Annotated in this window: 22 protein-coding genes and 1 pseudogene; 9 read left to right on the top strand and 14 right to left on the bottom strand. The window is 37.2% G+C overall.

Features of this window, described 5'->3' with window-relative positions:
• Positions 1-60: 60 nt before the first annotated feature.
• The 14 genes and pseudogenes from AC3ITD_RS02680 to AC3ITD_RS02615 form a co-directional block, all read right to left on the bottom strand.
• The gene (locus AC3ITD_RS02680; protein ID WP_265797885.1) at positions 61-465 is read right to left on the bottom strand and encodes a hypothetical protein; all 405 of its coding nucleotides are present in this window, start codon (positions 463-465) and stop codon (positions 61-63) included.
• 109 nt (positions 466-574) lie between these two features.
• Positions 575-1,579 (bottom strand): TerC family protein, encoded by a 1,005-nt coding sequence (locus AC3ITD_RS02675; RefSeq protein ID WP_265797886.1) that lies wholly within the window; start codon positions 1,577-1,579, stop codon positions 575-577.
• A 15-nt stretch (positions 1,580-1,594) separates the two neighbouring features.
• Positions 1,595-3,103 carry a helix-hairpin-helix domain-containing protein gene (locus tag AC3ITD_RS02670; RefSeq protein ID WP_489363754.1) on the bottom strand — a complete coding sequence of 503 codons (1,509 nt, stop codon included), beginning with the start codon at positions 3,101-3,103 and terminating at the stop codon, positions 1,595-1,597.
• Between the two features lie 9 nt (positions 3,104-3,112).
• Positions 3,113-4,543 (bottom strand): PP2C family serine/threonine-protein phosphatase, encoded by a 1,431-nt coding sequence (locus AC3ITD_RS02665; RefSeq protein ID WP_489363752.1) that lies wholly within the window; start codon positions 4,541-4,543, stop codon positions 3,113-3,115.
• Positions 4,544-4,545: 2 nt separating this feature from the next.
• Positions 4,546-5,598, bottom strand: coding sequence for a TerY-C metal binding domain-containing protein (locus AC3ITD_RS02660; RefSeq protein ID WP_489363750.1), 1,053 nt, complete (start codon positions 5,596-5,598; stop codon positions 4,546-4,548).
• Between the two features lie 252 nt (positions 5,599-5,850).
• Positions 5,851-6,336, bottom strand: coding sequence for a hypothetical protein (locus tag AC3ITD_RS02655; RefSeq protein ID WP_489363748.1), 486 nt, complete (start codon positions 6,334-6,336; stop codon positions 5,851-5,853).
• Positions 6,337-6,972, bottom strand: a complete 636-nt coding sequence (locus AC3ITD_RS02650; RefSeq protein WP_489363746.1) for a vWA domain-containing protein — start codon at positions 6,970-6,972, stop codon at positions 6,337-6,339.
• Between the two features lie 9 nt (positions 6,973-6,981).
• The gene (locus AC3ITD_RS02645) at positions 6,982-7,620 is read right to left on the bottom strand and encodes a vWA domain-containing protein (protein WP_489363744.1); all 639 of its coding nucleotides are present in this window, start codon (positions 7,618-7,620) and stop codon (positions 6,982-6,984) included.
• 6 nt (positions 7,621-7,626) lie between these two features.
• Positions 7,627-8,058: a hypothetical protein gene (locus AC3ITD_RS02640; protein WP_489363743.1), complete on the bottom strand. Its 432-nt coding sequence runs from the start codon at positions 8,056-8,058 to the stop codon at positions 7,627-7,629.
• A pseudogene (locus AC3ITD_RS02635) lies at positions 8,058-8,716 on the bottom strand (TerD family protein). Before AC3ITD_RS02635 ends, AC3ITD_RS02640 begins: the two are co-directional and overlap by 1 nt.
• Before the next feature lie 14 nt (positions 8,717-8,730).
• Positions 8,731-9,282 (bottom strand): TerD family protein, encoded by a 552-nt coding sequence (locus AC3ITD_RS02630; RefSeq protein WP_489363741.1) that lies wholly within the window; start codon positions 9,280-9,282, stop codon positions 8,731-8,733.
• A gap of 56 nt (positions 9,283-9,338) precedes the next feature.
• The gene (locus AC3ITD_RS02625; RefSeq protein WP_489363739.1) at positions 9,339-10,004 is read right to left on the bottom strand and encodes a TerD family protein; all 666 of its coding nucleotides are present in this window, start codon (positions 10,002-10,004) and stop codon (positions 9,339-9,341) included.
• Between the two features lie 16 nt (positions 10,005-10,020).
• A complete protein-coding gene (locus AC3ITD_RS02620) occupies positions 10,021-10,596 on the bottom strand; it encodes a TerD family protein (RefSeq protein ID WP_489363737.1) in 576 nt (191 codons plus the stop codon).
• Positions 10,597-10,879: 283 nt separating this feature from the next.
• Positions 10,880-12,445, bottom strand: coding sequence for a L,D-transpeptidase family protein (locus tag AC3ITD_RS02615; RefSeq protein ID WP_489363735.1), 1,566 nt, complete (start codon positions 12,443-12,445; stop codon positions 10,880-10,882).
• Positions 12,446-12,724: 279 nt separating this feature from the next.
• Between AC3ITD_RS02615 and hisG the strand changes: the two genes are divergently transcribed.
• The 9 genes from hisG to AC3ITD_RS02570 all read left to right on the top strand — a co-directional run bounded on the left by hisG (position 12,725) and on the right by AC3ITD_RS02570 (position 21,423).
• A complete protein-coding gene (hisG, locus tag AC3ITD_RS02610) occupies positions 12,725-13,576 on the top strand; it encodes an ATP phosphoribosyltransferase (protein WP_489363733.1) in 852 nt (283 codons plus the stop codon).
• A gap of 60 nt (positions 13,577-13,636) precedes the next feature.
• Complete coding sequence (hisD, locus tag AC3ITD_RS02605) at positions 13,637-14,923, top strand: histidinol dehydrogenase (protein ID WP_489363731.1); 1,287 nt, start codon at positions 13,637-13,639, stop codon at positions 14,921-14,923.
• Between the two features lie 94 nt (positions 14,924-15,017).
• The gene (gene hisC / locus AC3ITD_RS02600; protein ID WP_489363729.1) at positions 15,018-16,058 is read left to right on the top strand and encodes a histidinol-phosphate transaminase; all 1,041 of its coding nucleotides are present in this window, start codon (positions 15,018-15,020) and stop codon (positions 16,056-16,058) included.
• 4 nt (positions 16,059-16,062) lie between these two features.
• A complete protein-coding gene (gene hisB, locus AC3ITD_RS02595) occupies positions 16,063-17,196 on the top strand; it encodes a bifunctional histidinol-phosphatase/imidazoleglycerol-phosphate dehydratase HisB (RefSeq protein WP_489363727.1) in 1,134 nt (377 codons plus the stop codon).
• A gap of 78 nt (positions 17,197-17,274) precedes the next feature.
• Entirely contained in the window at positions 17,275-17,865 is a 591-nt protein-coding gene (gene hisH, locus AC3ITD_RS02590) for an imidazole glycerol phosphate synthase subunit HisH (protein WP_489363725.1), read from the top strand.
• A gap of 53 nt (positions 17,866-17,918) precedes the next feature.
• Entirely contained in the window at positions 17,919-18,668 is a 750-nt protein-coding gene (gene hisA / locus AC3ITD_RS02585) for a 1-(5-phosphoribosyl)-5-[(5-phosphoribosylamino)methylideneamino]imidazole-4-carboxamide isomerase (RefSeq protein ID WP_489363723.1), read from the top strand.
• A gap of 319 nt (positions 18,669-18,987) precedes the next feature.
• Positions 18,988-19,743, top strand: coding sequence for an imidazole glycerol phosphate synthase subunit HisF (gene hisF / locus AC3ITD_RS02580; protein ID WP_489363721.1), 756 nt, complete (start codon positions 18,988-18,990; stop codon positions 19,741-19,743).
• A gap of 101 nt (positions 19,744-19,844) precedes the next feature.
• Complete coding sequence (gene hisIE / locus AC3ITD_RS02575; protein ID WP_489363719.1) at positions 19,845-20,432, top strand: bifunctional phosphoribosyl-AMP cyclohydrolase/phosphoribosyl-ATP diphosphatase HisIE; 588 nt, start codon at positions 19,845-19,847, stop codon at positions 20,430-20,432.
• A gap of 91 nt (positions 20,433-20,523) precedes the next feature.
• Positions 20,524-21,423 (top strand): WD40 repeat domain-containing protein, encoded by a 900-nt coding sequence (locus tag AC3ITD_RS02570; protein ID WP_489363717.1) that lies wholly within the window; start codon positions 20,524-20,526, stop codon positions 21,421-21,423.
• Positions 21,424-21,475 lie beyond the last annotated feature (52 nt).

Below are 21,475 nucleotides of genomic sequence, written 5' to 3'. Positions count from 1 at the left end.
TAAAAACCAAAGATAGAAAAATTATGGAAAGAGGCGAACTTCAATTATAATAAACTAGTTCTAGTACGCAAACCCCGGAAATTCAATATTTACGATTTTCCACTGATCATTATGCAGTGCAAAGTACAGCTTAAACGGACCGCTTACAATTTTTGATTGTTTCTGAATCACATTTCTATAACCGGCCACACCTTCTACAAAACCCATTCCTTTCCCATCGGCTAACAACTCAAAGTTGACATCAATAATATCATATCTCCCACCAACATATTCATCAGATTTACCAAAAATTCCTTTCAGCCGGCTAACAATAATCCCTTTGCCAATCACCTTATTACCAGGTAAAATAAAGAAATCGTTAAGCTCTTCAGTAATCGCTTTAGACTGTTTAAACCATGAGTTTATGAATCTAATGGCACTATTAACGATGTCGGCTTGATGATTAAAGGTGGTATTATCTTGCATGGTAATCTTTCGAAAAGTAATCGACCGGTATAAAACCGGTCGATTAAAAACTTGGCGAAGTTAACTATTCTTTGGTGTTTCTCTAATTTAATAGCGGCAATAGTTGCTTCTACGCTACCTTTTCCCCTTCCTCCTTCTCTGGAAACATGACCGATAAAATTACCGATATGATTAATACACCTCCAATTACAATCAGTGAATAAACTGAATCAATGTGAAAGAATGGAGCAATAATCATCTTGATCCCAATAAAAGACAGGATAATTGCCAATCCGTATTTTAATTTACTGAACAAATGGATGAAGTTATCCAATAAGAAAAACAAAGCACGTAAGCCCAAAATGGCAAAAATATTTGAAGTATAAAGAATGAAAGGATCTTTAGAAATCGCAAAAATAGCAGGGATAGAATCGACTGCAAAAAGCAAGTCGGTAAATTCGATTACCGCGACAACAACCAATAATGGCGTAGCTAATTTCACCCCATTTTCCATGGTAAAAAACTTGTCTCCGTCGTATTTATCGCTTACTCTGAAAAACTTCCTCACTAATCTTGCTCCTCTAGTGTTATTATAGTCTTCATCATCATTGTCGTCATCAGCCGACCACGACTTTATTCCGGCGTACACCAGGAATAACCCGAACAGCGTCATAATGATATTGATGTCGTATTTAAAGCCAGCCACTCCAAACAGACTCAAAATTTTATTTAAGTACGTTAATTCAATGAAAAATGCGCCAGAAAAAATAAAGATCGCCCTTAAAACCAAGGCACCAATAATTCCCCAAAATAGCACTTTGTGCTTGTTTTCATTGGCAACATCAAAAAACTTGAACACCAGAATAAAAACGAAAAGGTTATCTACAGAAAGTGCTTTCTCTATCCAGTAAGCTGATTGAAACTGGGTGAATTTATCAAAACCCAACTCATAATAAACAGCACCACTAAAAATCATTGAAAGAGAAATCCAAACGATTGACCAAGTGATGGCTTCTTTATTGGATATGGTGTGGCTTTTTTTGTTGAAGAGACCTAAGTCAATGATCAGCATTATAACAACCACTACCGCAAAGCCTGCAATTAAAAGTGGGTGATCAAACATGTTATTATTCATTATAGTTATTTTGGTTTATTTGTTTGCAAGCGTTATTAAAATTACCCTTCCACCATCCTCTTTAGATAGTAAAAGCTTCTTTCCATCTGTTAGTTCGACCATCGAACCGATAGGAATTTCCTTTTCTTCAGTTTTATCTACCAAAGATGTGAGTTTTTGGTTAACTAACACCCATTTTCCTTCGTGAAAAGTAAAATAACCCACTGGTATTTTTTGTTCGTCTGTTAGTTTTTCATTTCTAACCACATTTCTGTTTACATGCCACTGAAACAAGTATTGATTATTGTACACCATCAATCTGTGATTTTCAGGTTTCCAAACCGAGGGTTGAAATTGATAATATAAATCCAATATGGGCAAAGTTCCTTTATGGCTGGTGCCGCAAAACGGACATTTTGGGATAGAGGTATTGTCGAAAACATACCATTTCTGATCGCAATAAATATTGCTGCATTGCTGCATTAAATCTGTAGTTTTAAGCAAAGCGATTTCCCACTCTTCAGCCGTTGGGCGCTGCATAGGATTGTGCAAACCATCAATAAAAGCCTTATCAAAAAGTGCTTTTAAGTATGGACCGGTAATGTTATAGGGTATTTTATTCACATCGGCCCAATAGGTATCCCATTTGGAAACCTGATTCATTTTTGGCCGGTTCGATGAATCTGTTGGATGTTCTACAAACAATGCCTTCTCGCCCATACTCAACAAATCGTCCTTTTCGGTATCCAGATCATGAACCTTGCCGCCTTTTAAGGGATGCCGATGCAGCAAATACATGTAAATTAAACAAGCTAGAGCGTGTAAGTCGGTTAACCGGTTTGGTAATTTCCTGGCGGGATCGTTTTTTTCAAGATGTTTAGTAGCCAAAACTTCCGGAGCGATGAAATCTGCAGTTCCAATTACTTCGGCTTGGAATATGCCAGGAACAACCAAACCATCTAAATCAATCATACAGGCAGAACCAGTTGAAGGATCTATTAACACGTTGTTGTATGATAAATCGGAATGAGAAAGTCCCATTTGGTGCATTTTTTTTACCCCACGGGATAAATTAACGCCAATTTGAAAATAGTTAAGCCAGCGGCCCAATTCATTTTGATCTAAACTTAAGGGGAACTGCCTATTTCTAAACTTGGCGGCGGCAAACCATTTTCCATTTTTTTCTTCCCCTTTAATTAAATCGCTTGAGGTATAACCTTTGGAAAAGAAAAATTTAGAATTGTAAATCGGAACAATAATTCCAATGCGATCATGGGTTTCGATGATATCAGTTGGCCAACGATAAATTTCTTCTAAATAATACTTTCCAGCCTCTTTGGTTTCTATCTGATTGAGGTATTTAGTTACTATTTTGGTCAGCCTTTCTTTTTGATTGAAATCTTGTTTCTCTTTAAAAATCGCGACAACGTACTTTCTATCCGGGCTAAAATAAACATTCTTTGCAGTTCCACTTTTCGGATCGCCATTATCTACATATTGATAAGATTTGCCTGTAAGGGAAGATTTAACGGTAATTGTAGACATAGTTTCTCTCTAAAAAATAACAGCTAAAGTTCGATCATCGTGATTACCGGGACTCCAAAAATCCATCCATGCAGATAACTGCTCAGCAATTTTTTCATTATCAGACTCGAAATTGACTCCCGCACCATCTTCATTGTTGCCCTTCAAATCTTCTACAAATGTTTTCCAATTTTCGAGCTTTTCCAGATTGACTTCCACAACAAATTTTGCATCATAAATTCCATCGGTCATGAGCATAAGATAAGAGAAATCTTCGATTAATGTAAAGCCAAAACGAGTAGAAAATTTTTCACTCGTAAAAATTTCCGGCATGGTTATAAATCTTGTTCCTCCACCAAATTCGCCAACATCGAGCCAATTCATTAACTTGATGTCGGTTAAATCTTTGTTCAATAAACCTATCGGACAATCGCCTACGCCAAATGTTAATATGGCATAACCGAAATCGTATTTTTTAAAAAGTGCAAAAATCAAGGTACTGTGAAAATCTTTTACCGGACTTTCTGTTTTTGTAGCGAAATCTTCTATTTTATAATGTGCGAATTGAGCTGCTTTTGATAGGTTATTATAAACGAAATGGCTAATCTTTTTTTGTGCATCCTCTCCGATTTTATGATGATAATCGAAAAGAATTTGATCAAAACCCTTAAGTTTCTCTTCACTTAAATGATCGGAAAAATATTCGATTACAGCGTCACAGGCAATTTTCGACCCTTGGCGAGCTAATTTTGCACTTCCAGCACCATCAGCAACACCAACTATACTCCAGCCGTTTTCGTCAAAGTGTTTGAAGGCATAATCATCATCTCTAAACGACCCCACATTGGCATGGCTTCTTCCACGTTTTGAAGCCACAACAATATGTTTATCCCCTATCGGCTGAAAATCATTTGTATTATCCTCTTTCCAATAATTAGCAACTTTCCAATCTTCATCTTTCCCTTCAGCACTGGCAATATTTTTCCATAAAGATTTTGGATTAGCATTCACAACTAAAGAAAGCATTTTTTCATGTGCCTCGGTATCCAACTCCTCCCCTGAAACATTAAACTTCATTTTAATTTTGAAATCGCCACTTAAGCTCGGGTCGCCTTCAATTACATTTAAAGTTGGGTTGAAAGTTAAACCATATTGCTCCAATCCCTCAAATTCAACATTTGTGATATCACTGAAACCTAACTTTTCAAACTGTAGGTTTGCATAATAGGGTTTCCCAACGGTTGCATTTGGAATGACAATTTGCTTGGCTAAAATATCTTCGATTTTGTTTTTCAAAATCCATTTATCTACCATAATTTGTTGCTTTTCTTTAATCAGTTTTACGGCATCAATATTAAATGTTTCGTTAACATATTTTTCAAAAATATGCTGCCTTGCGGCTGAAACCTCAATGTTTTTGCTTTTGAGCAGATTTTGTATGTATTGTTTAGTTTCGAGCACGATTAACCCTGTGCTCTTCCTACATCAAAGCCACCTTCTCCATATCCATAACTACCAAAATTACCACACCAAGGGCAAGTACTCATGGGTTCGTTGCCGATACAATGAATTTTTTGGCATACACAAACTGCCAATCCAAACTGATTGCCACAACACGGACAAGCGGGTGCTCCAATCAACTCTTCGCTATTCACTTTTTGCTGTACGGCACTTTCATCGCAGTACTCATAGTAAGAATTATCAACTTGAAAGCCGCCCACCAGACGGTAAGCTTGTGTTTGTAAATCCAAGCCTTCAAAGCCCGATTCATTCATTACCTTTCGGTATTTCATCAAATATGGACGTTTTGTGTTTTGGCATTTGGCCGATAACACTACATAATTATTATCGATATACTGCGTATTTACTGGTGCTTTTGAAATATCAATTTTTGAAAGTGTATCGCCATCCATCTTAGCCAGTTCAAAGCCCGATTCATTATTTTCTACACTGATACTACTCGTTTTAATGGAGTCAGTTACCCATCTGAAAAACTTGTTGTAATCTTCGCTGGTGGCATTTTTAAAGTGCAGTACATTTTCTGTTAGTTCGGATAGCACTCGGGTGTCCGTGCTATCGCCAAATGAAATGGCCACCATGTTTGCCGTACGTTGCCAGTTTTGCTTCCACTCAGAAATTGCTGTTTTAGTATCATCTGTGGGGACCCCATCGGTAAACAAAAATACTATAGGTTTCCAATCCCCCTTTTGTTCCATGGTAGTTTTTACAATATCTTTCCGCATCTGGTACATTAAATGCCCCAAGCCCTTACTTAATGAAGTGCCACCGCCAATTGGAAATTTTGGCGGGTAAAAACTCACCACTTCCTGCAATGGCACTAACGTTTTTGCCTGGCCTGCAAAAACAATAATCGAAATCCATACGGTTTCAATGGCAAAAGGATCAGTTTTTATGGCTTTTATGATAGTCGCCATACCTTCTTCAACCTGCTGGATTTGGTCTCCAACCATCGATTCGGAAATATCTATTAAAAAATAAATGGGTAATCTTCTCATATTAAAAATAGTTGTTTATCAGCAAGAGTATTATCAGCAATATAATCTGAGTCATATCAACCGCCAAGCCTTGCCCTACTTGATATGGGTTTATAAAGGTTTTTAGAAAATTAAGAACAGGCTGAAAAATACCTTGGAAAAAATTAAATGCACTTTTATATCTGCTATTTAGCTTATCCTTATGGGGTAACAATTTCGAATATAAAAACAGCCAGACTATTAAAATATTTAGAAAAATCCTGAAGGCTAAAATCATACAAAAATGGCTTTCCGGATTTCGCCAGCAATGATTTTGTAGCTATCCTGCACACGTTCCTTACAGCTGGAACAGCCATAAATAAGTATATTTTTGCTATCTCCTAAATGGTTGACAGAAAAGTAAGTAACCACATCATTATGGACTCCCTTCATTTCTCCGGTTTTGGTTTTGCGATCAAAAACATCTACAAATCCGACGCTTAAGTACAAGCAGTTGCCCGCCAAACGGGTAGCCAATAAACTAAATTTCGTATGATGGCTATTTCTCAAAGTACGTTCAACGTGATGCATATTTAATTTATCAACGCTAAAAGTTTCATAGCAATTTACTATTCCATCTAAAGTACCATCCTGAAAAGGATCAAGCGGTTCGTTGTAGCTGTGTTGTGCGGGAACATCATGGTCTTCTCCACCTGAGGATATTTTAACAATAAAACCAATGATGGTAATTGCTAAACTGATTATGCCGAGTACGTCCATTTAGATTACCATTGTTATTTCACTTGGTGGGGGCGGTAGTGCAACACTTTCTCCCGTTCCTTGGCTTTTGTTACCTTGTTCGATGGTTTCTGAAACCCATTTAAAAAACTGCTTCAGTGTAGAACTGTCGGCAGTATCCAAATGAACAACATCAGGTGTGAGTTCTTTTAGAAGTGCATCATTTGCAGAATGTCCGGCAGCACAGCCAACAATTGCGCCGAAGTTTAATGATTTTATTTTCGGCACCATTTCGCGATACAACTGCAGATCACTAGGTTTTCCATCAGTGAAGAGAAATAAAAGCGGCTTCCAATCTCCCTTTTGCGCAGAATTCCCTTTGATCAGATCATTTTGAACTTTGTCATATAACATATCCAAAGCCTGGCCTGTATGGGTTGGGCCACTTTGCGGACAAGTAATTTCAGGAAGCTGAAAAGAAGCTAATTCGGTTAAAGAAACGATTTCTTGTACCTCACGATCGAAAGTGATCATCGAAATCCAAAGCGAATCCAGTGCCTGTGCATCTGTCCTCAAAGTATTAATCATCCCACTTAAGGCGTTGTTCAAAGCCTGTATCGGCTCTCCATACATGGATCCCGAAGTATCAATTAGAAAGTAAACGGGTAGTCTTCTCATAATTTTCTGTTAAACAACGATATTCAATTCAGATGGTGGCGGAGGAAGTTCTTTCAACAAACTAATTTCCTTCCCTGCATCTTCGACTTTTGTAGAGGTTACACCAATTGAAGCCGTTACCCATTGAAAGAACTTACCAATACTCGCAGAATCTGCTGTATCTAAACTTACAACATTATCTGTGATTTGTTTAAGCACAGCGGTATCTGCTCCCGACCCTGCTGCGCAGGCAACAGTGAAAGCGACTTTTTGCTTCTTAAATTCAGCCAAACCTGGCAACCAATCATCGGTTGGTACGCCATCGGTCATGATAAAAACTAATGGCTTCCAATCTCCTTTTTGTTCGGTTGTAGTTTTGGCTACTTCATTTTCAATTCTGTTGGAAACCAATCGTAAAGCTTCGCCTAAAGCCGTAACTCCAGTAGCTTTTAAGTCGACCATTTGGAAAGATGCCAAATCGGTGAGCGGAATGATTTGTTGTGCAACACTATCAAAGGTGATCACACTTAAAAAAGCGGTTTCGATGGCTTGAGGATTTCGTCTTAAGGAACTAATCATCAACTGAACTCCATTTTTAACGGCTTCTATAGGCTCTCCACTCATCGAACCTGATGTATCTAGCAGCAGGTAAACGGGTAATCTTCTCATATAAAATTATTGAGGAATATGGTAAGTGCTGGCGGTTTCGTTGCTATTATTTGGCACATTGTAAGTACTACCATTATTATTTTGTCCAGGAATATTGTAACCAGTTCCTGTACCATAAGTAGGATCGTTTCGGTTTATATGCGACATATTTTCGGCAGTATAATCTTTTCCTCCACTTAAAATAGTATAAATATTTTGTATAGTATAAACCGGGCCCCATGTAATTCCCCACCATCCTAAGAAAAAGTTGGTAAACAAATGCCCTAAACCAGGCCCTACCCTAATTTTACCGGGATGGATAAAATGGAAATCAGATGGGTTATTGAATGTCATCACCACTACTGAGATGCAATATTTATACATTACAAATTTTCCGCCCTGCGCTACCAAACTCCTAATTTGATCGCCAGATAAACCCTCTATATTTTTAATGTTCATTACAAATAAGATTTACTGATTAAATGAATGGTTTGCCCTAAAAACGTGTCAGGTGTCGGATCGCCGATGGCATCGAATTTCCATTCATCATTACGTTTGTACAAGTTGCCTAAAATCAGCGCTTTTTTACCTGCATAACTTTGTTCGGCAGAAACGTTGTATGACGCAAAAACTTCTTTCACCTGCGTAGGTGTACCTTCGTACATTCTAATTTTTGAATATGGAATTTGAGAGAAATCCTCTTTCCCAACATTATTCAAAAACAAAAATATTTTAGAAACTTTTGGGTCAATTTAGCTAAATCGACTGTAATAATCTCATTATCCAATCCATCATCGCCACCAGAATCTCCTTGCAAGTCATCGCCAGTATGCCTCAAAGCACCATCCAATGAAACCAATTTCCCTTTTGGCAAACCAAATTGCTGTAAGAAATCAATATTGTACAGCGGCGAGTAGATATGATCACACAAATTGTTGTTCTCATCGATTAGAATGCAACTTAAATCTAAATCTACGCTTTGCTTATTGGTAGATAAACCGAGAAATCCTTTTGTTTCTATTGCGCCCCAATTAACGCCTACGCAGAAACCAGTGAGTTTTGCACCGGTTTCTTTACTTAGATCAATTTTCTGCCCTTTTGATAAATTAATAGCCATCCTTTAGTTTAGTTTTAGTTGTACTTACTCAAGAAAAATTCAAGCCCATCTTTCATCCCGGCACCTACGGCCTCAAATTTCCATTCGCTATTTCGTTTATAAATCCTTCCAAATTCTACCGCTGTTTCGATTGAGAAATCTTCTTCCAACTCATATTTAAGTATCTCGGTTTTGGTACCATCGAATATTCGGATATAAGAATTTCTGATTTGTCCAAAATTTTGTCGCCTGTTTTCAGCATCGTGAATGGTTACCACAATACAGATTTCGGCAGCAGTTGCTGCAATTTTTGAGAGGTCAACTTTTATTTGTTCATCATCACCATCGCCATCACCAGTTAAATTATCACCAGTGTGTTCTACCGCCCCATCTGGCGTTTTCAAATTATTGTAGAATACGAAATGAGCGTCAGATAGTAATCTTTTATTTTCACCTAATACGAAAATCGAGGTATCTAAATCGAAGCTACTACCGGTTGATGAACTATTGGTATCCCAGCCTAATCCGACTGTAAATTGTGGAGCACTAATTGATTCTCGTTGCCCCTTTTGCAGGTTAATTGCCATATTTGGTTGTATTTTAGCTTGAAGTTATCTTTGCTGAATTTGTGAATAAAATCTATTTAGTTCGCGTATTTTTTCAAAACTTCCAAAAAGCTGTCTGTTGGATGAGGCTCTCCAATGGCTCGAAATTTCCAGCCATCATCTTTACGATAAGCCTCAGCAAAAACCATTGTACACATACCATTTAACGAAGCATCTCCAGAAAGGCTGTATCTAGTAATTTCTTTCCCTTTTGCATCAACAGCTCTGATAAAGGCATTTTCAACCATGCTAAAATGTTGGTTGTTCTGCCTCCCTTGATAAATCGAAACTACAAAAACAATCTTTTGATAAATGGGATCCAAGGCATCTAGTTTAACAATAATCTGTTCATCATCGCCATCTCCCGCTCCTGTTCTGTTATCACCAGTTAGCCAAATATTACCCGATGGATGTCTCATGGAGTTAAAGAAAATAACATCTCCTTCGAAAAGACCAATCTGACGGCCGTTTTGATTAACGGTTCTGCCCAAATTCATAAGCTTATCGTTTCCATCAAGCAGAAAAGCAATGGCATCTAAATCGAACTCGTCCTCTTTTGGACCAAAAAGTTTCCCTAAAAAGCCTGTGTTTTTTTGTCGGACATCCCACCCCAAACCCATCGTCACTTTTGATAAGTCGAAAGATTCTCCTTTATCATTTTTTCGGAGATCAATAGTTTGACCTTTTACTAAGTTAATAGCCATACAGAGCGTTGTTAATTTATTTTATAATTTGACCTTTGAAATATTTTGATAAAAAGAACGATAAATCTTCACGATACCCGATTCCTGAAGCTTCGAATTTCCATTTACCTTCACGTTTATAAAGTCTGCCAAATTCTACACCAGTTTCAATAGAAAAATCTTCGCCCAACTCATATTTTGCCACTTCTTCACCTGTGCTATCATCAACTATTCGGATATATGAATTTCTAACTTGCCCATAATTTTGTTTACGGGTAATGGCATCATGGATGGTTACTACAAAAAGAATCTCCTGGATATTGGTATCAACCTTCGACAAATCAACCTGAATACTTTCATCATCGCCTGTAGCACTATTTCCTCCTGTCGGATCATCGCCTGTATGGTGTAATGCAAGATCAGGTGAATCTGTATTGCCATAGAAAATGAAGTACTCTTCCACAGGAATTAATCGGTTTCCATCAATCATAAAAGCCGAAGCATCCAAATCAAAATCATAGCCAGTACCTTCATTTGGATCCCAGCCTAAACCCAAAGTAATTTTAGATAATCCGATATTGATTTTTTGTCCTTTTTGTAAATTAATAGCCATTGTTAAATTTAGTTTTTGATGTTTTATGTTGTAAAAAATGAGATGTACGGGACACTCAGCTACATAAAAATGCAGCGAGACGCTGAAAAGATCGAATCGGATTAAAACCGACACAAACAATCGTAATAAAATAAGTAGAGATAGAATTGGTTACAGCGACAAGGGTTGAGCGCTAATTTTTACATCCTGTAACCGGGTTTATCTGTTTAAATGTTTCCTAACAAATATATTATTTTGGATTTTAATTGCAAATTTCCTACTCAAAAATGTTGTAAATTTTGAGCTACAACCTATACTTTTTCATGGATACCCAAAGCTTTTCGTCCATTTGATAAACATCAGGGCGATATTCTATTTTATTGTTCTGAGCCCAGGCAGTGAAATAAGTAATAATTAATGGCACTGGTTTTTTTGGACCAAACCAAGCTGGTTTAAGTTTAAATGCTTTCGTGGTGTCGGCTTTCGCGGCCATGCGCTTTTTGTACCATTTGTTATGCGTACTGTCAACCGGCGGCAAATCTACCTCCGCCCTAAGTTTATCATAGATATAACCATCACCAACCAATCTTTCGGCAAACTCAAGTGGCTTTTCTACACGAACGCAACCATGGCTAATTGCTCTATTTGTTAAGTTAAAACCGTTCTTGTTATTTGTATCGTGAAGATAGATGCTGGAGCTATTATCGAATATAAACTTAAATTTCCCTAAAGCATTACCACCGCCCGAACCTTGCTTAAACTTGAAAGGAAGTTTATCGCGTGAGTATCTGCTCCAGTTTATCGTATCTGGCTCGCCAATAAGTTTATCTTTATAGTAAACGTTAATGTTGCTGTTTGATAGATAGTAGGGATCCTTTCTGGCCATCCAATAAATTTCGCTTTGCGCAATACTCACGGGAATATTCCAAACCGGGTTGGCCTGTATAGAATTAATTTTACTAAACAACAATGGGGTTTCATGGTTTTTAGGCTTATCATCTAAATTTCCAGATTTGGCAAAAGCCTTCAACTTCTCGTCGTAACCATTTTCGCGTTTACCACCCACGCAAACTTTCATCGAGATTACAGTATCTTGCTTATCAAACCAGGTAAGTTTAAAATCAGGAATGTTTACCTGGACGTAATTGTCGCCGGTCTCAGGCATTTTCCAACGAAAACGCTCCATATTCAAAAGCAAAATACGTTTTTCATCCAATGCATCGGCCTTTAAGTATGCCTCTTGTAAAGCTCTATATTGGGGTGATTTCGGCTGGACTATACGTAAGGTATCAATTAAACTTTCAGAAGCCAGAAGCTTTGTCATCCCCAAACTATCTGGCCGTTTTACTTTAATATAATATCTGGAGAAAATATTGCGAGGGTTTACAACACCGTATTTTAAATAATTATTATAATTAAGGTAGGCATTAGCAGATAATAATTCCAGTTTCGCAATTACCGGATAGGTTTCCTCAACATTTTTAAATTTGTTAGTCGCTAATTCAGCTAATAAACCTTTTATTTCTTCAGTTTTGAATATTTTTGGATTAAACCCGTGCACCTTACTATTTTCTAAGTACGCAACTAGTGAATCTAATTCGCCATCGGTGTAGAATTTTGTAACCAATTTTGGCTCATTAGTCGTGGAAGTATAATAAGCTTTAATAGTTTTAGGATTTACAAATAATTCTGATAAACTATTCATAGTGGAAACAAACACGCTATCGAAAGCAACAGTATCAAAATCTTTATAAATCTTATTTTTAAAATGTTCCGATAGCACTTTGCCAATCTCTGGTGGCTGTTTAAACCATCCACAGGCAGATATACAAATAATTATAGGGATAAAAAGAAAGCGAAAGTTTTTCAAAGCGTCGAATTTTTAGTGTAATAAGTGAGCAACAGCAATTATAAAAATGCAAATGAGGCAAATTAAGTGCCATTATTTTTTGATTTACCGATGCAAACGTTATATTTGCCAATGCATATCAGCTAAAGTATTGATACTGGCAGAAATAAATATATGAATTTAACTTTGAACCATCACTTACATTTACACCATCGCCGATAGGCGATATGATATGTTTGTTTTGTACTTCAAAACTTTTTTTCCGTAAAATTATTTCCTGTTCATTCTATATTCAATACTTTGAAAACACTAAAAATTGCTATCCAAAAATCGGGTAGGTTAAACGAAAAGTCCGTAGAAATATTAAAAAATTGTGGTCTTTCTTTCGAAAACTACAAGAGTTCATTAATATCAACTGTTCAAAATTTTCCATTAGAAATTCTTTTTCTTCGCGATGATGATATTCCAGAATACGTTCAGGATGGCATTGCCGATTTAGGTATTGTTGGCGAAAATGTGATCACTGAAACCCAGGCTAAAGTTGAGTATTTACAAAAGCTTGGCTTTGGAAAATGCACCCTAAAAATTGCAGTTCAAACCGGTAGCCAAATTCAAAATTTGGATGATTTAAATGGCAAAGCCATCGCTACTTCTTACCCGGTAATTCTTGAAAAATTCTTAACAGAAAAAGGAATAAAATCTGATATCAGAACCATCTCTGGTTCGGTAGAAATTGGCCCCGGTTTAGGCTTGAGTGATGCCATTTTTGACATCGTTTCTACTGGCGGAACTCTTAAAAGTAATGGACTAAAACCATTCGCAGATGTGATGCAATCCGAGGCAGTTTTAATTGGAAATAAATCGATTTCAGATAACCCAGAAGTTGCAGAATTGCTACAGAGAATCCGTTCGGTTTTGAGCGCAAAATCTAATAAATATGTGGTGCTTAATGTATCGAAAGATAACCTGCAAAAAGTTGTCGATTTATTACCAGGTGTTAAAAGCCCGACAATAGTTCCCTTGTTCGAACCCAACTGGGTTGCTGTTCATTCTGTAATTGCTGAAGAAGATTTTTGGGAGAAAATCAATAGCCTAAAAGCCGCTGGAGCCGAGGGAATTTTAGTGATGCCAATTGAAAAAATTATCACTTAAAATAGCACAAAAAACACCTAATTACATATTAACTATTAGTTAATTTAAAATCATAACACCTTGAAAGTCTACAATTATAAAGATTTATCTACATCAAAGATCAAGGAATTGTGTTCGAGACAAATTGAAGACGACAAATTGGTTGAAGAACGCGTTGTAGATATCATTAAAACGGTTAAAAGTGATGGAGATAAAGCACTCTTTAATTTCGCCAAAGCATTTGATAAAGTAGAATTAGAAAAGCTTTATTTAGATGCAGAAGAATTGAAAGTCATTGCATCAACCATTCCTGCGGATGCGAAACAAGCAATTGAAACAGCTTATCACAACATCAAAACTTTTCACCAATCGCAACTAAAAACTGAAGATAGAATTGAAACAATGCCTGGAGTGGTTTGCTGGCGAGAATCCAGGGCAATTGAAAAGGTAGGCCTCTACATTCCAGGTGGCACTGCAGTTTTACCGAGCACTTTCTTGATGCTGGCTACCCCTGCAATAATTGCTGGCAGCAAAGAAATCGTAGTGTGCTCACCCCCACAAAGCGACGGCAAAACGAATTGTTACCTTGCCTATTGTGCTGTGCTTCTAGGTATCGAGAAAATCTATCTGATTGGTGGTGCCCAAGCTGTTGCCGCAATGGCTTTCGGAACAGAAACTGTGCCCCAAGTTTATAAGATATTTGGTCCAGGAAACCGATACGTGACAACAGCAAAAACGATGGTTCAAAATAAGGTTGCAATAGACATGCCCGCAGGCCCATCAGAGGTTTTAGTGATTGCTGATGATACTGCCAATCCGTCATTTGTTGCCGCCGACTTACTAGCTCAAGCTGAACATGGAGTTGATAGTCAGTCAATTTTAGTTTCTATCTCAAGTGATATAATAGCTGATACTCTTCAAGAACTTCAAAAACAATTATCTGATTTACCTAGAAAGGATATTGCAGCGAAAGCTATTGAAAATTCTTACGTTGTTTTAGTCGATAATTTAGATGCTGCAATGGAATTTTCCAATGAATATGCGCCGGAACACTTGATTTTAGCTACAAGCAATTTTGAGAACCTTATTCCATTGATAATCAACGCTGGTTCGGTATTTTTAGGAAACTTTACTCCAGAGAGTGCTGGTGATTATGCATCAGGAACAAATCATACTCTACCTACAAGTGGCTTTGCTAAAGCGTATTCGGGTGTGTCAACTGATGCTTTTCTTAAAAAGATAACCTTTCAGCATTTGTCGGTCAATGGATTAGAGAACATTGGAAATACTGTTGAAACACTTGCAGCTGCCGAAGGCTTGCAGGCACATAAGAATGCGATTACAATAAGATCAAAGAACAAGGATTAAAAACAAAGATTTAAAGCAAAAAGTAGAACTAAGGCTTAAATACCAAGTCATTCATCTTTGGCCCTTGCTCCTTTATCTATCACACAGAAATAACATGGACATTAACGAATTAGTAAGAGAAAATATAAAAAACCTTAAACCATATTCTACTGCCAGAGATGAGTTTAAAGGACAAGCATCTGTATTTTTGGATGCCAATGAGAACAGCTATGGTTCTCCCCTACCCGCAAATTATAATCGCTACCCAGATCCACTACAATTGGATTTAAAAGATGCCATTAGTAAGATAAAAGGCGTGCCTATTGAAAATACCTTTTTAGGCAATGGAAGTGATGAAGCGATAGATTTGCTTTTCCGAGCCTTTTGTAACCCAGGAAAAGACAATGTGATCGTTCTTCCGCCAACGTATGGCATGTATGAAGTTTCTGCAAATATAAATGATGTCGAAATTCGCAAAGTCAGCTTGCTGCCGAATTTCCAATTAGACATGGAAAAGATTGCAGAAACGATTGATAAAAACACAAAATTAATCTTCATTTGTTCACCAAATAATCCGACAGGAAATTCGATAAACCGCGAAGATATTGAAACAATTTTAGCCAACTTTAAAGGCATCGTTGTGGTTGATGAAGCCTACATAAATTATGCTCGCCAAAAGACCTTTATTCAGGAGCTAACCGAGTATGCAAACCTGGTAGTTTTACAAACTTTTTCGAAGGCCTGGGGGCTTGCAGCTTTGCGTTTGGGAATGGCGTTTTCGTCGCGAAAAGTGATTGACGTTTTGAACAAAATTAAACCACCTTACAACATCAATCAAGCCACGCAAGATTTAGCTTTTGAGGCCTTGAAAAATATTGCACAAGTTAACGATTGGATCAAAGAATCTGTTACCGAAAGAGACCGTCTTTCCGCTGATTTGAATACGTTAGATATTGTTAAAAAAGTCTATCCATCTGATGCAAATTTTATACTCGTGGAAGTGACGGACGCTACTCAAATTTATGATAGTTTGGTTGATAAAGGCGTTATCGTTCGCGACCGTTCGAAAGTGACTTTGTGCGAAGGTTGTTTAAGAATTACCGTTGGAACAAGAGAAGAAAATGATAAACTACTATCCATTTTGAAAACGAAATAAAAAGATGAAGAAAGTATTATTTATAGATCGAGACGGAACCTTAAATATCGAACCGGAAGATGAGCAGGTAGATAATTTTGCAAAGCTGAAATTTTATCCACGGTCGTTGTACTACCTATCCAAAATTGCAGCAGAGATGGATTACGAATTGGTGATGGTAACGAATCAGGATGGATTGGGAACACCATCAAATCCAGAAGAAAATTTTTGGCCAATCCATAATTTCATGCTGGATACTTTTGCAGGAGAAGGTGTAAATTTTAGTGAAATTATTATTGATAGAACTTTCGCGAAGGATAATGCCCCTACCCGCAAACCCGGAACGGCTTTACTTACCAAGTATTTAAATGGCGATTACGATTTGCAACACTCATACGTGATTGGAGATAGGTTGAATGATGTTGTACTGGCCAAAAATTTAGGAGCGAAAGCTATTTTTCTCCGCCAGAATGATGCACTCGGGTCTACAGAAGCTTTAGATAAACATGAAACCTTGCTTGACATCATTATCCTGGAAACGCAAAAATGGGAAGATGTCTATAATCTCTTAAAAGCAGGCAGCAGAAAAATTAACCACGTTCGCAAAACCAACGAAACCGATATTACCATTAATCTGGACTTGGATGGCACAGGGAAGGCTAAAATTGAAACGGGTTTAAACTTTTTCGATCATATGCTCGATCAAATAGCCAGACATGGCAGTGTAGATTTGGAAGTAATCGCCAAAGGTGATTTACATATTGACGAACACCATACTATTGAAGATACTGGAATAGCACTTGGCGAAGCTTTTGCTCAAGGACTAGGCAATAAATTGGGCATAGAACGTTATGGCTTCTGCCTCCCGATGGATGATTGCTTGGCCCAGGTTGCCATTGATTTTGGTGGCCGCAACTGGATTGTTTGGGATGCTGAATTCAAACGTGAAAAAGTTGGCGATATGCCGACGGAGATGTTTTACCACTTCTTCAAATCTTTTAGCGACGCTGCGAAATGTAATTTAAACATCAAAGCAGAAGGCGAAAACGAACATCACAAAATTGAAGCTATATTTAAAGCTTTTGCAAAAGCAATTAAAATGGCGGTTAAACGTGATGCAGAGAAAATGGTTTTACCGAGTACAAAGGGTGTATTGTAAATGAATAAGGATAAACCAACAAAGAAAAATGATAATTATCTTTACTCTTTGTTATTTATTCTTTAATCCTAATTGATTATGATTGGAATAGTGAACTACGGAGCGGGGAATATTTTTTCTTTAACCGCAGCTTTAGAAAGGCAAAACATCACTTACGGAATGGTAAATACGGAGACTGATTTAGATAAATACAGTCACATTATCATCCCTGGGGTTGGCCATGCGGGTGCAGCAATGAAAAAACTGGAACAAACCGGTTTAGTAAGCGCCATAAAAGCGTTAAAAAAACCTGTACTTGGAATCTGTGTAGGCATGCAACTCATTACCGAACATTCAGAAGAAGGAGATGCAGAACTATTGGATATTGTACCAGTGAAGACTAAAAAGTTTGATAAGGCATTGCAAATCAAGATTCCACATATGGGCTGGAATGATGTTGAGCATAAAAACAATTTATTGTTTGAGGGTGTTGAAGATAATGCACAATTTTACTTTGTTCATTCGTACTTTATTGAATATAACCCTACTTTTGACATCGCCTCTGCCAACTATGGACTAAAATTTTCGGCAGCAGTAAAAAAAGATAACTTTTACGGCGTTCAGTTCCATCCGGAGAAATCGGGAAAAGCTGGCGAACAGATATTAAAAAATTTTTCAAACTTAAGTTGAGGAATGGCTCATATTTATATAACTTTTCACGTTCAACTTTTAACTAAAAAAAAATGTATATAATTCCTGCAATTGATATTTTGGACGGAAAAGTAGTCCGCCTGCGAGAAGGCGATTACAATCAGAAAACCGAGTATGATATTTCTATTGCCGATATGATAGAAAAATATCGTTCAAATGGAACTGATTTTATCCATATCATTGATTTGAATGGTGCAAAAGGTGATTTCAGCAACCAGAAATCACTTTTCGAGATCATTAAAAAAACCGAAATGAAAGTGCAGTACGGCGGTGGAATCCGTACAATCGAGCAGGTAACTAACTTGCTTGATGCAGGAATTCACCGTGTGATTGTAGGTACGCAAGCGATTACCAATCCCGACTTTTTACAGGAATTGAGCGAAGCTTTTGCAAAAAAAGACAACTATGCAAACCGTATTGTGATTGCCATTGATGTTTTGGACGAAGTAATCAAATACTCAGGCTGGATGGAAAGTTCGCCGATTAAATTAATGGATTACGTTGATAAATGCTTGGCGCTTGGTTTCTTTCGTTTTTTATGTACAGACATCAGCAAAGACGGAAAATTAGGTGGAGCGGCTGTCGATTTGTACAAAAAATTGTTAGAACATTCTCCGATGATTAAGTTAATTGCATCAGGCGGTGTTAGTTCAATGGAAGATATTCATGAATTAGCTAAATACCCTATTAGGAGCGTTGTTGTCGGAAAAGCCATTTACGAAGATAGAATTACAATTGAGCAGATTAAAGACTGGAATTTGAAGATGTTGAGTAGTATATAAGTGAATGAACTCAAAGAAGCTGTTAATTATTGGGTTAATATTAATACCTATTAGCTTCGTAATGTTTCTATGGGGAATGCACATGTTTACATATGTAGGTAATTATACAAAGTTTATGGGAGTTAGTGGACTGTGGTGCTTCCTTCTCTGTATACCGACTTTTATAATTGCCTTAGTTTTAATAACAATTGCATCTAGAAGAAAAGATAAAATTTAACACACTCGTCATTGCTAGGCACGAAGCAATCTTACAGCGATAGCTAAGTGCTTTAGGATTGCTTCGTGCCTCGCATGCAAGCAATGACGAAAACTCAAACAAATGCTGAGTAAAAGAATAATCCCCTGTTTAGACGTTAAAGACGGGCGCACAGTAAAAGGTGTAAACTTTGTTGATTTACGCGATGCTGGCGACCCGGTAGAACTTGCAGCCCAATATGCGCAGCAAGGTGCAGATGAACTGGTTTTTTTAGATATCACCGCTACTCACGAACGTCGTAAAACGATGATTGAGATGGTGAAATCGGTTGCCAGACAATTGAACATTCCTTTTACTATTGGTGGCGGTATAACCGAAATTGCAGATGCTGAAGCCTTGTTAAATGCTGGTGCTGATAAGATTAGTATCAATTCTGCAGCAGTAAAAAACCCACAGTTAATAGAAGATTTAGCCAAAACCTTCGGGGTTCAATTTGTGGTTTTAGCAGTTGATACTAAACATATTGATGGCAAAAACATTGTTCATTTAAATGGAGGAAGATTGATAACCGAACTAGAAACGGAAGCCTGGATCAAAAAAGCGGAAGATCTAGGTGCCGGAGAAATTTTATTGACTTCTATGGACCATGATGGCACAAAAGCTGGTTTTGACTGCAACTTGTTAAGCAAGATAAACCAAATGATTAACATACCAATCATCGCATCTGGCGGAGCGGGAAAAACGGAACATTTTACAGAAGTTTTTCAAAAAGCCGGTGTCGATGCTGCATTAGCCGCTTCGGTATTTCATTATGGTGAAATATTAATTCCAGATTTGAAACAAGAATTAAAGAGGAATGGAATTCCTGTTAGGATATAATTTTTTGTCATTTTGAACGCAGTGAAGAACCTCATTTAAGAATTCACAAAATGAGATTCTTCGTTGCTCAGGATGACAAATCCAGTTAAAGATTTAAACAAATGAATATAGACTTTAGTAAGAGTGATGGCTTGGTCCCCGTAGTGATACAAGATGAGCAAACATTAGAAGTGCTAATGTTGGGTTACATGAATGCCGAAGCATTTGAAAAAACCCAAACTGAAGGAAAAGTAACTTTCTATTCTCGCTCTAAAAACCGATTATGGACCAAGGGCGAAGAAAGTGGCAATTTTCTTTTTGTAAAATCTATTCATATAGATTGTGATAACGATACGATATTAATCAAAGCCAATCCGCTTGGTCCAACTTGCCACACTGGAAGTAGAAGTTGTTTTAAAACAGATTACAACCAGAACTTCATTTTTGAGTTGGAGAATATTATCAATGATAGATATGAAAACCCTGTTGAAGGCTCATACATCAATAAAATGCGCAGCAAAGGCTTGAATAAAATAGCGCAGAAAGTTGGCGAAGAAGGTGTAGAAACTGTTATCGCCGCATTGGCAGAAACTGAAGCGGATTTAATTGGCGAAGCAGCTGACTTAATTTTCCACCTGACTTTTTTATTGAAAGAAAAAGGTTTATCGATTAAAGATATTGCTAAGAAACTAGAAAGCAGACATAAATAAGGCAACGAGTTACGGGTTACAAGTTTTTGGGGCAAATTGCCTAATCTAAATCCTAACCTGTAACTCGTAACATGCAACCCATAACTCGAATATGCTTAAACATCTCCACACCTTTCCTGGTCATCAAAATCCTGTTTATGCTTTAGCAAATGCTGATGAGAATGGTATTTTCTATAGCGCAGGAAATGACAAAGGAGTTGTAGAATGGTCGTTAAAAAACATGGCCTTCGTAAAGGTAAAAACACCTGTACAAAGTTCGGTTTATAGTTTACTTAGCTATAATAATTTGTTATTTATTGGCGAAAGAAGTGGCGCATTTAGTGTTTATGATTTAACTAAACAGGAAATAGTTATAAGAATTAACGCACATCCGAAACCAATTTTTGATATCCAACTAGCCAAAAGCAAAAATGAATTATTAACTACAGGTGAAGATGGTTCGGTTGCAGTTTGGTCGCTAAATGATTATTCGGAAATCTATCGGTTTCAAGTCGCTTATGATACAGTTAGGTGCATTGCAATTTCACCAGATGAAACGGAAATCGCCTTTGGCTGTAAAGACCATTTAATAAGGATTTACAATTTGGCGGATTACAGTTTAAAACAAGCTTTGGAAGGTCATTCGTTACCCGTTACTACTTTAGCTTATCATCCTAATGGAAAATATTTGATTTCCGGAAGCCGAGATGCACAATTGAAAATATGGAGCTTACCCAATTACGAATTGGTACAAACCATTCCAGCGCACATGTTTACGATTTATAATATTGTCTTTCATCCAACCCTTCCCTATTTTGCTACGAGCAGCCAAGATAAAAGCATTAAACTTTGGGATGCTGAAAACTTTAAACTCTATAAAATTTTAAATTTAGAAAAAGGAGAATTTGGACATACCCATTCTATCAATAAAATCATTTGGAGCAAAAACGGAAAATATCTAATTTCTACGGGAGATGACAGAAAAGTGATGATTTGGGAGATGGAAATCTAATCCTAATTTAAGTAGTGTCAATTAAAACTGGAAAAGGTGCTACCATAAATCA

The sequence above is a fragment of the Pedobacter sp. KH_004 genome (genome assembly GCF_057840755.1).
Note: the sequence above shows the minus strand (reverse complement) of the source record. Positions and strands in the feature narration are given on the sequence as shown.